General features: G+C 64.4%; 13 protein-coding genes. 7 read left to right on the top strand and 6 right to left on the bottom strand.

Going from position 1 to position 13537, the window contains the following annotated elements; translation table 11 throughout:
• Nucleotides 1-521 precede the first annotated feature (521 nt).
• From ACFV4R_RS18935 to ACFV4R_RS18950, 4 genes are all read left to right on the top strand, one after another.
• The gene (locus tag ACFV4R_RS18935; RefSeq protein ID WP_377203965.1) at nucleotides 522-1766 is read left to right on the top strand and encodes a MinD/ParA family protein; all 1245 of its coding nucleotides are present in this window, start codon (nucleotides 522-524) and stop codon (nucleotides 1764-1766) included.
• A gap of 545 nt (nucleotides 1767-2311) precedes the next feature.
• Nucleotides 2312-2449 carry a hypothetical protein gene (locus ACFV4R_RS18940; protein ID WP_377203964.1) on the top strand — a complete coding sequence of 46 codons (138 nt, stop codon included), beginning with the start codon at nucleotides 2312-2314 and terminating at the stop codon, nucleotides 2447-2449.
• Nucleotides 2450-2698: 249 nt separating this feature from the next.
• A complete protein-coding gene (locus ACFV4R_RS18945; RefSeq protein ID WP_377203963.1) occupies nucleotides 2699-4000 on the top strand; it encodes a hypothetical protein in 1302 nt (433 codons plus the stop codon).
• 1144 nt (nucleotides 4001-5144) lie between these two features.
• Nucleotides 5145-5297 (top strand): hypothetical protein, encoded by a 153-nt coding sequence (locus ACFV4R_RS18950; protein WP_377227127.1) that lies wholly within the window; start codon nucleotides 5145-5147, stop codon nucleotides 5295-5297.
• A 43-nt stretch (nucleotides 5298-5340) separates the two neighbouring features.
• Here ACFV4R_RS18950 and ACFV4R_RS18955 read toward each other — a convergent pair whose 3' ends face one another.
• Nucleotides 5341-5775, bottom strand: a complete 435-nt coding sequence (locus ACFV4R_RS18955; RefSeq protein WP_377203962.1) for a hypothetical protein — start codon at nucleotides 5773-5775, stop codon at nucleotides 5341-5343.
• A gap of 157 nt (nucleotides 5776-5932) precedes the next feature.
• Between ACFV4R_RS18955 and ACFV4R_RS18960 the strand changes: the two genes are divergently transcribed.
• On the top strand, nucleotides 5933-6739 hold the full coding sequence (locus ACFV4R_RS18960) for a response regulator transcription factor (RefSeq protein ID WP_377203961.1): 807 nt from the start codon (nucleotides 5933-5935) through the stop codon (nucleotides 6737-6739).
• A gap of 73 nt (nucleotides 6740-6812) precedes the next feature.
• On the opposite strand, the gene ACFV4R_RS18965 is transcribed toward ACFV4R_RS18960, so the two are convergent.
• From ACFV4R_RS18965 to ACFV4R_RS18975, 3 genes are all read right to left on the bottom strand, one after another.
• Entirely contained in the window at nucleotides 6813-7208 is a 396-nt protein-coding gene (locus ACFV4R_RS18965) for an Hpt domain-containing protein (protein WP_377203960.1), read from the bottom strand.
• Entirely contained in the window at nucleotides 7205-7861 is a 657-nt protein-coding gene (locus ACFV4R_RS18970) for a signal peptidase I (RefSeq protein WP_377203959.1), read from the bottom strand. Before ACFV4R_RS18970 ends, ACFV4R_RS18965 begins: the two co-directional genes overlap by 4 nt.
• A gap of 99 nt (nucleotides 7862-7960) precedes the next feature.
• Complete coding sequence (locus ACFV4R_RS18975) at nucleotides 7961-8581, bottom strand: TasA family protein (RefSeq protein WP_377203958.1); 621 nt, start codon at nucleotides 8579-8581, stop codon at nucleotides 7961-7963.
• A 422-nt stretch (nucleotides 8582-9003) separates the two neighbouring features.
• Between ACFV4R_RS18975 and ACFV4R_RS18980 the strand changes: the two genes are divergently transcribed.
• A complete protein-coding gene (locus ACFV4R_RS18980; protein WP_377203957.1) occupies nucleotides 9004-9711 on the top strand; it encodes a peptidoglycan-binding protein in 708 nt (235 codons plus the stop codon).
• A gap of 6 nt (nucleotides 9712-9717) precedes the next feature.
• Complete coding sequence (locus tag ACFV4R_RS18985; RefSeq protein ID WP_377203956.1) at nucleotides 9718-12198, top strand: PT domain-containing protein; 2481 nt, start codon at nucleotides 9718-9720, stop codon at nucleotides 12196-12198.
• 117 nt (nucleotides 12199-12315) lie between these two features.
• Here the strand turns inward: ACFV4R_RS18985 and ACFV4R_RS18990 are convergent, their stop codons facing one another.
• A complete protein-coding gene (locus ACFV4R_RS18990) occupies nucleotides 12316-12780 on the bottom strand; it encodes an Lrp/AsnC family transcriptional regulator (RefSeq protein ID WP_056075922.1) in 465 nt (154 codons plus the stop codon).
• Between the two features lie 161 nt (nucleotides 12781-12941).
• Complete coding sequence (locus ACFV4R_RS18995; RefSeq protein WP_377203955.1) at nucleotides 12942-13409, bottom strand: Hpt domain-containing protein; 468 nt, start codon at nucleotides 13407-13409, stop codon at nucleotides 12942-12944.
• Between the last annotated feature and the right edge of the window lie 128 nt (nucleotides 13410-13537).

Consider the following 13537-nt stretch of genomic DNA (forward strand, 5'->3'; position numbering starts at 1 on the left):
GACTTGTTGCCGGACCGGTTAGCCAGAATCTGTTCTGCAGTCACTGCGTCCGATGGTGATACGGCCATGGACAGAGTACTGAGTCTGAAGATCACCTCCGCGATGGTGGGGGCCGTGCAGTTGTCTGTTCTGACCGAAAGCGTAGAGGTAATGGTGCGACAAGGCGATTGGGCTGTCGCAGAGGCCATGCTGGAGTCTCTGAGGCACGCCGTAGGAACGACTCGACGTGCCGGGGCAGTCCTCATTGATAGTTTGCTGCGCCAGTGACACGGAAATACAAACCGACGATCGGGAGCAACGGCCCTGCGGGCCGGAACGAACGTCCCTGAGACAGCCCGTAGACTTACGTTCTGAACGAAGACTGCATAACAGTTTGCCGAGCGTCCGGGGGGACAGACATGCCACAACCGGCGGATCAGAATGCAGGCGCCCCAGCAGAAGATGCAGGGCAGCCGCAGCTGCGCCGACGCCGCGACATTCGTCGTGCCGATGGCTCGCTTGAGGATGCCTGGACAGGAACCATGCCAGCCGTAACCCCCAACACGCCTCGCAAGAACGACGCCGGAGGCACGGTGACGCGCCGCTCATCCTGGGCAGAAGCAGCGGCCGCGGCCGACGCAGCCAAACCAGTCGCCCCGGGACCGGCAGCCCCGACCCGGGCACCGGTATCCGCGAAGACTGCCGCCCCGGCAGCTCCCAGCTCCGCCGTACCAAGTGACGCCACTGCTCCTGAAGCCGCTCCGGAAGTCTCCGCGCCGCCATCGGACGTTGCACCTGAGACGCCATCCTTCCGGAGAAGCCGGCCCACCGTGGCTGATGCCATCGCAGGCAGCCCTGCCCCGGACTTCATCAGCTCGCCCGGACTGTTCGTCAAGGAACAGAAGCCGCGCCCCGTCGGCGGTTTCCGTGGTGCCATGTACAAACTGACCGGCGGTTCTTGGAACATGGGCCCCGGGGCGAAGCAGCGGCAGGAGGACGAACTGGCCCGCCGGATCTCTCGCCAGCTCCAGGGCAGCTATAACACCGCCATCCTGAGCCTTAAAGGCGGTATCGGCAAGACCTCCACCACCGTTGGTGTTGGCCTTACCCTTGCCGAATTCCGCGGTGATGCACCATGTGCCATTGATGCCAATCCGGACTCGGGAGACTTGGTGGAGCGGGCCCTAGGCGAGGGCATCTACCAGCAGGCCAGTCCCCGGACCATCACGGACCTGTTGGAGAACATCGAGTCCATCGACTCTCTGACGGCGCTGGCGCGGTACATGCACCATGCCGGCCGGTTACACCTAATCGCGGGGGAGCAGGACCCGGAAGTCTCGGATTCGCTCACCGCGGAGGAGTACCTGCGGATTCGCAAACTTATCTCGGGCTACTACTCCGTGGCACTGACGGACTGCGGCACGGGCGTGACGCACAATGCGATGAGCGGGATTCTTCAGTCTGCCGACAACTTGGTCATTGCCGCCGGGTACGCGGTGTCAGGTGCAAAGCGCGCGCGGAGCACGCTCCAGTGGTTAGCTGGCCACGGCTACGAAGATCTGGCCCGGAATGCCATTGTTGTCATTACCGACAAGGACGAGGTTTCTTCCCGTGTGGACAAAGACGCGATTGAAGAGCACCTGGCGGGGATCTGCCGTGAGCTCATCGCCGTGCCGCACGACCGCGGCGTTGCCGACGGGGATCTGGTCACCCTAGATGTGCTGAAGCCGGAAACCAGGCGGGCATACAAAGAGATCGCTGCCGCGATCGTGGACGGGTACCGATAGCCCGTTGAACTACCAGTATTGATGGTTGCAAAGACAGGTAGTCGGTACCGGTGAATTCCCACGTGCCGTCTCGTAGCCTCTCACCATGATGGAACTCATAGACGGTGGGCACCGCCGCAGGCGTCGATCAGAGCAAACTCCTCTGGACCTGGAACGGGCCGCCCTCACAGCGCTGTCCTTCGCTGCAGCGGTAGTTCTGCTTCCCCTCATAGGGGTGAAGGTGTTGGCAACGACTGGCATTCCTCCGGTGCGAAGGTCGGAAGCAAATCGGAGACGAGAGGAGCATTACCTGATTAATTAAGCAGACGAAGGCCTGCTACATACTGGTTTCCAGTTCCTTCCCGTGAGTTTTCAATGAGTAGACGTACCGGCTGCGTTAGAGCCAGGTTCTCCTTACTAGATCCTCTGGACCCATCAGCGTGCTTTCAGCAGCACCAGTATGCCTACCCAGACCTTGCAAGTCTGATGCCGTGTATAATACGCGGCACCCATCGGTTCGGCTTGCGTGAGTACGTGTGCGCGTCTGCGGGGGCAAAGTCCGATAGATGACTGTGAATATTCAGATCGGCTCCACCTGGGAGACGGCAGCGGACATGACCCTGCGGATCAAGCCGAGAGCATTCGCGGGCAGCCTCCGGCTCATTCCGGCGACGGACCTGGACTGGCTTGGACACTGGCCCTGAACAGTCCGATGTCTTTGTTTTGTTGAACCGAAGTTAGGCCCGGAGCCCGCTGCGTAAGTGTCGACGAGCGATGCACTGTTTCTCAGGTCACGTTGCGGGTCTTTAGTCCCGAACAGTGAACACCATTTGCTCAACTTGTTCACTAGCTCGTAGAGCTACCCCTGTGCGGTTACTTAGGAGTGGCGTGCCGTAAAATGTCTACGGGGCTGACCGCGTCACTTCAAACTGAAATCACTCTGTGGGGGACTTATGCCTGAAATTGCGATGCAACTAGCGCTGATAGCAATAGCAGCGCTGAGCGTCCTATTCCTGCTCGGCAGGTCCTATTCGCTTCTGATCTGGACGATTGTGGCGGCAGGATGGTCCCAATCGTCATTGCTGAGTATCACGCATTCGCTCGACGCACAGTACGTGGATGACATCCCCACAATAGCCCTAATCGTAGGTGCAATTTTTTACGCGGTTCAGAGTGGGGACAGGAGGAACTTCAAAGCCCTAGGGTTGGTCCTTGTACTCGTAGCTGTCGTCGGCTTCGGGTTTATCCGTTCTCCGGACGCAGGGATCGGCTTGGCTCAGGCACGGCAGGTACTTCTACCTTTGGGTTTGATGTTTGCTGGATTCGCCCTGAGAGATGCTATCCGGTGGAGGTCTGTTCAGAAGACGATCATCTTCTTTGGGTTTTTGACAATCCTCTGGATTGGATGCGAAGAGGTGCTGCAACGCCCGCTACTTGACCCCGTGTGGTATTACATCGAAGGTATCAACGCTAAAAGCCTGAGCCTCCGTGAAGGTCTGCCTCCTGCGTACTTTGCGGATGGTATCGGCGGAGAGACTATTTTCAGGCCGGGTGGTCCATACATGAACGCTCCAGTCATGGGCTTCATTTTGGGACTCAGCGCATATGCCGCAGTTGCAAGACTTCGTGGTGTCACCCGCATTGTTTACCTTGCTGCCACGGTGGCGGCGTTGTACGTCTCCTATGCTCGCGCAGGGTTGCTTATCTTCGCTGTAGTCACCATCATCTACTTCATTTGGCTAAAGGTTGGACGATTGGCCGGCGTATTTGTCGCCGCCGGTCTCGGCGTGTTCATGATTGTGACCTTCCTTGACCAGGGGAACACAGCCAGCCATTCCGAAGGGCTGCAGACGGGGTTCCTCACAGGCCTGACCAGCCCACTTGGACTTGGTTTCGGAACTACCGGGTACCAAGCAGCCCTTGAGATCGGATCCATGGGTGTAGGGGCGGAGAGCTTGCTGGGACTCTACTTCGCCTGGCTAGGCTGGCCGATGATAGCCGCCGCTGCGGTCTTCGGAATCGCAATGTTCCGGAGACTCCGCGGCTTGGCGAGACATCGCAGCCTTGAGGTATGGGCCGCCGTGGCTTTCATGCTTGCGGTCGCATCGTCGGAGTCGGCTTCTTCGATAGCATCCACACCGATGTTCTGGGTTCTTTGTGGCACGGTCCTGGGCACCTCCTTCGAGTCTGGGACGGGGAGACTGGCTTTGCGTCGAGAACCTCGGATTTCTTTGAGTCCGGGAGTTGGAGTTTGAGCCATGCCAAGCCTTGAGCGGAAACTTCGGTGACTAACTCGGATAACCCGTCTGGCGTGCTGCTTGACTGCTAAACGCACTTGGGTGCGTGGCCAAGTCCTATAGAACAGCGGACACCGAGTTCTGAACCCCGCCGTGGCGGGGCGTCTCATCTTTCTCTACACAGCGGCTTGATGCAATTACGTACCCGCAGCTCAGGCAGTGAGCGCAAATTGAGGCGATGGTGTCTCGCGAAGATCTATCCCGCCTACTGTGGGCCATGAAACTATTGATCTGCTGATGCTGAGCCTTGTGCTGACTGCTGATCTGTCGATCATTGGCACTCCACCGTCGCCGCCTCCGTGCCGCTCTTTCATCTAGAGCGGTGCGCGGACGAACCGCCGCAGGCTCGCATTTCCCGCGGCCAGAACGGGTGTGAACTTCCCCCGGTCCCCGCGTGAAGTTGTAAAAGCCATTTGTCGACGACATCCGGACCGCAGGGGCGACCGAGCCTAACGAGGGCGCAAAGTTTATGAATGTTGACGCCGCGCGCACCGAGCGTGCCCCGGTCCAGGTGGATTCCCGTTGCGCTTCTGCGACGGCATCCCCGTCAGGTCCAGATGCTTCACGATATGACCGGCGATTTCAGGGGCCGGGCCGCGACCATGCCCGGGCTGGCGTAGGAAGTGTATCCGTGTTTTCCGACCGATCCCGTATGAATGAAGGACGCGTCCGCCATTCCCCCGGCGGGCATCATCCTTGCTGGCAGCGAATCGGAGCCGATGCCGTAGTTAGACTTCAAGCCCGGAACCGGGTACCTCCGCGGTCCCGGAGCGCCTTTGATGCCAGCCATCGCTCCTTAACCTTCTGCTCATCCTGTGCTGCAAATCCTGGGCGTAAACGGGCCGGATCCAGTACCGCTACTCGTTCTACCCCCCCAGGCTGGCACCCAACTCCTTTGGAGCGAGCGACAACTACCGATCAGACTAAGGCCCAGCGCAAGGCGAACCGGCAAGCTCCTCTACTTGGTTATGAAAGGGCAACTTCTTCGCTGCTGCCGCCTCTGGTGCTGCCGCTGAAGGCTGCAGAGCAGGTATAGCGGCGCGGAAAAGTGGGGTATCGATCTACTGGTCACAGGCGCGGATTGAACGCTTAGCCTGCATCCATGCTGAGAATCGTGAAGCAGATCCTGCGAACCAAGCCGAAATGCCGGTACTGCGGGCTGGCCTTGCTGCCGACACCGTCCGCGGTGTTCTGCTCCCGCGACTGCTACGACAGTTACCAGTACTGGGGCGACGCGTCAGCCCACAGGCGGTAACGGTGAGCGTCGGGCAGGTGAGGGGCGCTTCACGGCCACCCGGTCAGCAGGTGTAGGTGCCCCGGTACGGAGTGCCGGTCCACGTGCCCACCATGGCGCTGAGTTCGTAGGTGTACGTGCCGTTCTTCAGTGACGACGGCTTGGTCATGGTGATGGTGTTGGCCGTGAACGTCTGGGACAGCGAGGTGCCGTCGGGTGCGATGACCGTGAGCTGGTAGGCCGTGGCACGCGGTACCTTGCCGTAGCTGGTGACGTTGATGGTGGAGCCGAAGGGCCGGGTGGTATCGCAGGAGTAGGTGCCGGCGATGGTGGCGGGCGCCGGAATCACGTAGGTGGACGCGGTGAACGATCCGGTGGTGGTGGCCCTGAAGGCGGCCTGGGCAATGGCGGGGGTGGCTGCCAGGAAGAGGGCCAGGACAAAACCGGCAAGCAGACGGCCCACATGCCGTGCTGCGCCTGAGTGCCTTGACCTGCCCATGTCCCGCTGCTGCCTTCCGTAGTTCTTGCCTTGTTTCAATTCTGGGCCCCGGGCTTCAACAACTGCAGGGTGGCAGTTCAAGCTTTCCTCAAGAATCTTCGCGACTCCCTGCCTTCGTGGGGTGAACAGGGCCGCGCTGTCTGGAATGCTAAGGCTCATGCAGACTGAATCCACCAACCGCAGGGCCGTAGTTGTTGAAGACGACAAGGACATCCAGCTGCTGCTGTCCAGGACGCTCAGCATGCAGGGCTTTGACGTGGTGGTGGCGGGAAACGGTATGGACGGGCTGGCCAGGATCCGGGAACACCAGCCGGAACTGATCACCTTGGACCTGAACCTTCCGGACCTGGACGGGACCGAAGTGTGCCGGCGGCTGCGCGAATTTTCCAACGCCTACGTGGTGATGATTACCGCCCGCGTGGAGGAGATCGATGAGCTCCTGGGCCTGCAGATCGGTGCCGACGACTTTGTGACCAAGCCGTTCAGCCCCCGCTCCCTGGGTGCGCGCATCACGGCCATGTTCCGGCGTCCCCGGCCGGGGATCCGCGACGACGGCACGGCAGCGGGTGCCGGGTCCGCCGCCTCTGCTTCTGCCGGGCCGGAGCAGTCCGCTGTGCCCGAGGCGCCGGCCGAGGTTGATTCCGGTGCCGGGGCGAGCGTCCACGGGCCGGTTCGTGTGGATACTGAGTCCCGTACCGTCCACGTGGCCGGCAACGAGATTGTGCTGACCCGGACCGAGTTCGACCTGCTGGCCGCGTTTATTGGGGCGCCCCGCCGGGTGTGGACCAAGGAGTCCCTGCTGCGCCGCGTGTGGGGGGATGAGTGGGCCACGGACGAGCACCTGGTGGAGGTGCACATCGGGAACCTGCGGCGGAAGATCCGCTCCGGCGGCTCCGACACGCAGATCATCCGCACTGTGCGCGGGGTGGGGTACGGCCTGGTGCCGCCGTCGTCCCTGTCCTGACGCTCGTGTCCTGACCCGCCGCCGTCGGGCCCTGCCCTGACTGCCTAAGTCCTGGCTGTGCCCGGGTGCGCGGTTACTGGCCGGCGAGCAGGTCCTCGATGGCTGCGGCCACGGCGGAGGCGTCCGCGCTGAGCCGGGCGGCGACCTCCCGGGCTGCTTCCAGCGATCCCGTTTTGAGGTGCTGGTTGATGAGGCCGGCATCGCGGACCAGCTGCTGGGCGCCGATCATGGCCGCCGAGGATCCGAGGGACAGTGCCGCGGTGCGGGCTGCCTGCACTCGGGTGTCCGCGAGGGGCTCTTCGATGGCCAGCACCCGTTCCGGGAGCATCTCCATGAACACCGCGGCGAACTGGGCTGCCGCTTCGGGGGAGGCGAGCTGGTCGGCCAGGTCGGTGAGGCAGGACCTGTCCAGCACGGCGCCATGGTCCTGCCCGGTGCGGTCCGGGCCATCCGCAGCGACTGTGCTCATGAGGGGATGGTAGCGGGAATTGCCGTGCCGTGGGCGGAAGCGGTGGGCTCCTCGGGTTCCTTAGGCTTGGACCAGATGCTGGTCAGCAGGAGCAGGACCAGAACGGCCAGCGCGCCGTAGAGGAGTACTTTCCCCACCACCGGGGAGCGGAGAGCGCGGATGGCATCGCCCAGGTGCGGGATGACGGCCACGGTGGTGAACGCGTGGTCCTCGGCCATGGTGGCGGTCCAGGGATCGGCGCCGTTGTTGGCATCGCCCTTGGTCTGGATGGTGGTGGAGGCCCCGGCGTGGGTCACGTCGGTGATGCGGTGGGTCTCGATCCGCTGGTCCTCCACGGGGATGTGGTAGGTGGCGATGTCGCCCACCTTGAGGTCCGTGACGGGGGTGGGGACGCTGACCACCACGTCTCCCGGGTTGATCAGCGGCGACATGGAGCCGGTGAGCATGGTGGAGGTCTGGTAGCCGAACACCCGGGGGCCCACGGCCAGGAAGAGGAAGGCTGCTGTTGCCACCACCATGATGCCCACCATCAGGACTTTGCCGGCCAGTTTCGCTGCGGTCTTCGCGGCCCGGGTTGCTGCGGCGGTGCTGGGGTACGAGGGCGTGGCGGCGGCGCGTCGCCGTCCGGGGTAGGACTGGGTGTGCGTGGTCATGATGCCCTCGGTTCAGGTCTGGCGGTGTGTGGGTTGATTCCGCGGCGCGGATGCCTGGGCATCCGCGCCGCCGTGCGGAACGGCTGGTGGCGGAACTGGTTACTTGCTGGTGGCGGTGCGCTGGGTGCCGGTGAAGCTGAAGCCGACGGTGCTGGACAGGCCCTGGAAGGTGTTGTCAGCGGAGGCCGGCAGCGTGACGGTGACGCGGAGGTTGTCAGCAGCGGCGGAGGTTACGGAGTTCAGGCCTGCCAGCGCCATGTTGGCACCCACGGCGGCGCGGGGAGCGAGGACCTGGGTGACGGTGCCGGTGCAGGTGTAGGTGAAGGCGGGGGAGGTGCCGGCTTCGGTCCACGGGACGGAGCAGGCATCGACGGTGAGCTGGAGGCCGTTGACCGCGTCCGTGTCCAGCTTGGAGGTGGGCGAGGCCACCGTGGTCAGGGTGATGGCGGAGAGGTTCTGGTTGCCCGTGTTGGACAGGGTCACGGCGCGCTGGACGGTGTCGCCGGCAACCAGGCCGCTTGCTGCGACGGACAGGCGGTTCGCTGCGGTGCCGGTGGCGCCGAGGGCCACGTTGACCGTGCCCGAAGCGACCGTTTCGCTGGCGCTGGTGGTGGAGGTGAAGGCACCGTAGGTACCCAGGCCTGCAACGGAAGCTGCGGCGGCAACCAGGGCGGTGGAAGCGAGGACCTTGCCGGTGGTGGACTTGAGGTTGAGACCCATGATGGTGATCCGTTTCGTGATGGCCGGCCGGTGCGGCCTGCGGACTGTTTGCCAGCCCCATCGGCTGACAACAACAACTTTGCCGCCCCAGTTTCAAGGTCAACCGGGCACCACCGACAAGAAAAGTTCAAGACTTGTTCAAGTTCGCACGGTCCCTCAGGTTGCCCTCAACTGGGGCTCACGCCTGCCCCTGATTTCGCTGCGCAGGCTCGTTTTCGCTGCGCATGTCCGCTGACGCAGGGGCTATTTGGGCCGCGCCATCGGATGTGCGCGTCGAAAGTGATTTACGGCAGCGATATCGAAGGTGCGCGTCGAAAGTGGTTACGGTCCATTCGCAAAACTGCTAATCATGCTTAGTATTATGGAGCGCGGGCTGCCCGCTGGGGGCAGAGCACCCGCGCTGCACCGGAGGTTTTTCAAGCATGGACAACCAGATGCGTCCCCTCACTGACGAAGAACTGCTGCAGGAGCAGGCCACCGCCCTGCCGGACAAGGAAGTGGCATCGGTCCTGGACCTGAACGCGGACCTGGATCTGGGCATCAACGCCGCCGCACCCATTGACCTGGCAGTCGCCGCGAACGCCAACGTGGCCGCACCCATTGACGCCGCGGCCTCGGCCAACATCCTTTCCTACGGTTCGGACGCGCAGGCCCTGTCCACCCAGGACGCCGCGATTGACCAGGGCATCACCGCCGACGCTAACGCCGAGTCCCAGCAGGACAGCGTGATCGGGCAGGGCGACGGCGCATCGGACGCGGGAGCTACAGACCCGGCCGCTGCAGGCACCACGGACGCCGGCGCCACCGGTGGAGCGGCGGAAGCCGTCTCCGCATTGCCCGGCACCGATGCCGTGACCGACCCCGTAACCGATGCAGCCGGCGCCCTCAACGGCAACCTGCTGAACGTGGATGTGAATCTGGACGCGGACGCTGCCATCGCCGCCCCCATCAACGGTGCCGTGGCAGCAAACGCCAACGTGGCTGCACCCATCGACGCCGCCGTGGCCGCAAACATCGGCTCCATCGACAGCCAGGCGTACGCCATCTCGGACCAGAGCGCCACCATCTCGCAGCACATTGACGGCTCCGCAGACGCGACCGCCGGCCAGACGTCCGACCTGCAGCAGTAAACCAACATGACCCAGACCCACGGCGGGCCGCCTCCCGGGGCGGGCCGGCCGCCGTCGCGCGTTACCGTTGCCCAGGAACCGCCGGGCCAAATAACGACGGCGGGAGCCCACCTTCCCGCCCGCGCTGACGGCGTCCAGCTGCTTGGCACCGCAGAGGGGTCCGGTTACCGCGAACCGCCCGCCCTGGTGCGCCGCGCCGACGGCCAGACCCTGCAGCTGACCAGGCTCCTGTACCTGGTGCTGGAGGCCGCCGACGGGACGCGGGACCTCGAGGGCATTGCCCGGCACGTCAGCGAAGGCTCCGGGCGGCTGGTCAGCGCGGACAACGTGCGGACCCTGATGGACTCGCAGCTGCTGCCGATGGGCGTGCTCCGGCTCGCGGACGGCAGCCAGCCGGAGGTCAGGAAGTCGAACCCTTTGCTGGGCCTGCGGTTCCGCTACATCGTGTCCGATCCCGAGCACACGCGCAGGATCACCGCCCCGTTTGCCGTGCTGTTCCACCCGCTGCTGGTGGTGGCCGTGACGGCGGCGTTCCTGGCCGCGTGCTGGTGGGTGCTCATGGTCAAGGGCCTCGGCTCGGCCACCCATGAGGCGTTCGAACAGCCCGCCCTCCTGCTGCTGATCCTGGCCGTCACCATCCTGTCCGCGGGATTCCACGAATTCGGCCACGCCGCTGCCACCCGCAAGGGCGGAGCAACACCGGGGGCCATGGGCGCCGGGCTGTACCTGCTGTGGCCGGCGTTCTTCACCGACGTCACCGATTCCTACCGGCTGGGCCGCGGCGGCAGGATCCGCACGGACCTGGGCGGGCTGTACTTCAACGCCATCGTGGCCGTGGCCATGATGGGACTCTGGTGGGCCACCGGCTTCGACGCGCTGCTGCTGGTGGTGGTCACGCAGATCCTGCAGATGGTCCGCCAGCTGATCCCGCTGGTGAAGTACGACGGCTACCACATCCTGGCCGACGCCACCGGCGTCCCGGACCTCTTCCAGCGCATCAAGCCCACCCTCCTGGGGATCCTGCCCTGGCGGTGGGGGAACCCCGAAAGCAAGGTGCTCAAGCCGTGGGCGCGGGCCGTGGTCACCGTGTGGGTGCTGGTAACCGTCCCCGTGCTGCTGTTCAGCATGGTGATGATGGTGCTGTCCTTGCCCAGGCTGCTGGCCACGGGCTGGGCGAGTGTGGGCAGGCAGCAGGAGATGCTGGCGGCGTCACTTGACGGCGGGGACGTTTTAGGCGCAGCGGTGCGCGGAGTGGCCATTGTCATTGTGGCCATCCCGGTACTGGGCCTGCTGTATATCGTGGTGCGGCTGCTGCGGCAGCTGGTCACCGGTTTGTGGAAGAAGACCCGCGGCAAGGCGCTGCAGCGCACCGCGGCCATGACCGTCGTCGCGGTTTTGCTGGGCGACCTCGCCTGGGCATGGTGGCCCGACGGCGGGACGTACCGTCCGGTGCAGGCGTACGAACGCGGGACGCTGGGGGACGCGACGCGTGCCATCCTGCCCGCCCGTGAGCGTGGGGAACTGCGGCAGGGCGGCACCGGGCAGACGGTGGCGTTGTGGCCGGCCGGCGCCACGAAGCCCACGCGGGACAACCCGCAGCTGAGCATGGTGCTGGTGCCGGTGGTTGCTGGCGCCGGTGGTGCTTCTGGCGGCGCTCCTTCTGGCGGTCCGGCGGGTTCCAGCACTGCGGCGCCGTCCTGGGTGTTCCCGTTCGACCGGCCCGCCGCCCCCGAGGCCGACGGGAACCAGGCGCTCGCCGTTAACACCACTGACGGTTCCGTTGCCTACAGCGTGGCGTTCGCGCTGGTGTGGGCGGAGGACGGAGCTCCCGTCACCACTGCCAACGAGGCCTACGCGTTCGCCAACTGCTCCGGCTGCGCGGCGGTGGCCGTGGGGTTCCAGGTGGTCCTGATCGTGGGACAGACTGATGTGATCGTGCCGGAGAACCTTTCGGCGGCGGCCAACTACAACTGCCTGGACTGCCTCACGTACGCCCTGGCCAGCCAGCTGGTCCTGACGCTCGACAGGCCGCTGGACGGTGCCAGCAAGCAGCAGCTTGAGGCGCTGTGGGCGCAGATTGCCGAGTATGGCCGGAACATCCGCGACGTCCCGCTCTCCGAAATCCAGGCCACCCTCAACGGGTTCAAGGAGCAGATCACGGCTATCGTGAAGGGCTCTCCTGCCGGGGGCGGCACATCTGTTGCCACCACTCCGCCGACCACTCAACCGGCCGCGGGGCCCAGTGGCGGCCCCACTTCGGTTCCGACGTCTTCACCTGTTCAAGGCGGGGCCACGGCTCCGGCCGGTGCACCTGCCGAAACCTTCGCCCCCGCCCCGGCCGCGACTCCCGTACCCACCGCCCCGGCGAGCCAGCCTGCCGGAGGCGGCCAGCCGACGTCGTCCGTGAACAACCCCACGCCGGCACCCACTGCGGGTTCGGGTACGGGGGAGACGGTAGCGCCAGCCCCGACGTCCGGCGCCGGCTGACCCTCCGGCTGGCTGCGCCGTTTTCGCTGCGCAAGTTCGTTGACGCACCCCCTATCTGGGCCGCGACATCGAATATGCGCGTCGAAAGTGGTGACGGTCCCGGCGCACCAGCCCGGGCTAGCGGGTATCCACGTCCTCGAACACCAGGAACGTCTGGGTGTCCAGCACTCCGGGCATGGACTGCAGCTGATCGAAGATGACCCGGCGGAGGTCGATGTTGTCCACGGCGCGGACCAGGAGGATGACGTCGAAGTCGCCGCCCACCAGGGCAATGTGGTGCACCTCGGGGATGGCGCCGAGCTGGTCGCGCAGTTCCCGCCAGGAGTCCTGCTTGAGCTTCAGTGTCACGTACGCGGAGGACTTCAGCCCGGCCTTGATGGGGTCCACCAACGCCGTGAACCGGGACAGCACGCCCTCAGAGGTGAGCCGGTTGATGCGGGTGTACGCGTGCGCCCGGGAGATGTGGACGTTCTCCGCCACCTGCGTCACGGACATCCGGCCGTCCCGGGTGAGCTCCGCGATGATGCTCCGGTCAATGTCATCCAGCTCCGCCGGTTCAGCCCGGCCGTCCTTCGCCGCCATGCCCTCCACAACCCCTGCCGTAAGCCAGCTCACATTTACAAATCGTCTTCCAGTGTAGGCACTGGGAAACAGCTTCTGTGCCGTGCTCCGGGGCGGGCCATACAAAACCCTCTGTAAGACGATCGCCCGTAAGAATAGTGAACCGGAGTTCCGCGGCGGGTTTAGCGGCGTGAAGGGCTCGGATACCGGGACGTGAGGCTGTCCATGGTCCTTGTGCTGCAGTGGAGGATTGGTGCGAGAAACGCAGCTGCGAGCTGCGGCAGGGCAACCGGAAGGTTCGCCGCGGTGGCGTCGCTGCGCAATTCGGCTTCGAGGTCCGTGGCCAGGGAAGCCAACTGCTCCGCACCCACCATTTGGCTGGAGGTCTTCAAGCTCAGCGCTGCGTCGAACGAGCCCTCCCAGTCCCCGGTGGTGAGGGCGTGGCGCAGCCGCTCTATTCTTCCGGGGAGGCAGCGGACGAAGTCGGCGACGAAGATGCCGGTATAGCCGCGGTCATCCTCCAGCTCCTCCCTCAGCCGTTCGAGCACCAAATGGTCCACCACCGGACGCTCGGCCTGAGCAGTGGGGTCCGGAAGCGTCCTTCCCGGCGAAGTTCTAAATGTTTGGGACGGGGATGTCATGGGGGTCATGCGTACTGCCTTGGGTTAGGGGCTGATATTCAGCACAAAAGTTTCGAAAAGAGTTACAGAATTCCCTGAGGTGACTGGTGCTTTTGGCCTTAGGATCAGTCCGAAGTACTCAGTTTGAAGCGCCATTG

Origin of the sequence: Pseudarthrobacter sp. NPDC059871 (assembly GCF_042731175.1) — a bacterium.
GTDB lineage: Bacteria > Actinomycetota > Actinomycetes > Actinomycetales > Micrococcaceae > Arthrobacter.

Bases quoted from the DNA above. Each gene is read 5' to 3' on its own strand.
- ACFV4R_RS18985 (WP_377203956.1), top strand. From the start codon at position 9,718: ATGACCCAGACCCACGGCGGGCCGCCTCCCGGGGCGGGCCGGCCGCCG.
- ACFV4R_RS18945 (WP_377203963.1), top strand. From the start codon at position 2,699: ATGCCTGAAATTGCGATGCAACTAGCGCTGATAGCAATAGCAGCGCTG.
- ACFV4R_RS18955 (WP_377203962.1), bottom strand. From the start codon at position 5,775: ATGGGCAGGTCAAGGCACTCAGGCGCAGCACGGCATGTGGGCCGTCTG.
- ACFV4R_RS18940 (WP_377203964.1), top strand. From the start codon at position 2,312: ATGACTGTGAATATTCAGATCGGCTCCACCTGGGAGACGGCAGCGGAC.
- ACFV4R_RS18950 (WP_377227127.1), top strand. From the start codon at position 5,145: ATGCTGAGAATCGTGAAGCAGATCCTGCGAACCAAGCCGAAATGCCGG.
- ACFV4R_RS18970 (WP_377203959.1), bottom strand. From the start codon at position 7,861: ATGACCACGCACACCCAGTCCTACCCCGGACGGCGACGCGCCGCCGCC.
- ACFV4R_RS18980 (WP_377203957.1), top strand. From the start codon at position 9,004: ATGGACAACCAGATGCGTCCCCTCACTGACGAAGAACTGCTGCAGGAG.
- ACFV4R_RS18965 (WP_377203960.1), bottom strand. From the start codon at position 7,208: ATGAGCACAGTCGCTGCGGATGGCCCGGACCGCACCGGGCAGGACCAT.
- ACFV4R_RS18990 (WP_056075922.1), bottom strand. From the start codon at position 12,780: ATGGCGGCGAAGGACGGCCGGGCTGAACCGGCGGAGCTGGATGACATT.
- ACFV4R_RS18960 (WP_377203961.1), top strand. From the start codon at position 5,933: ATGCAGACTGAATCCACCAACCGCAGGGCCGTAGTTGTTGAAGACGAC.
- ACFV4R_RS18975 (WP_377203958.1), bottom strand. From the start codon at position 8,581: ATGGGTCTCAACCTCAAGTCCACCACCGGCAAGGTCCTCGCTTCCACC.
- ACFV4R_RS18995 (WP_377203955.1), bottom strand. From the start codon at position 13,409: ATGACCCCCATGACATCCCCGTCCCAAACATTTAGAACTTCGCCGGGA.
- ACFV4R_RS18935 (WP_377203965.1), top strand. From the start codon at position 522: ATGCCAGCCGTAACCCCCAACACGCCTCGCAAGAACGACGCCGGAGGC.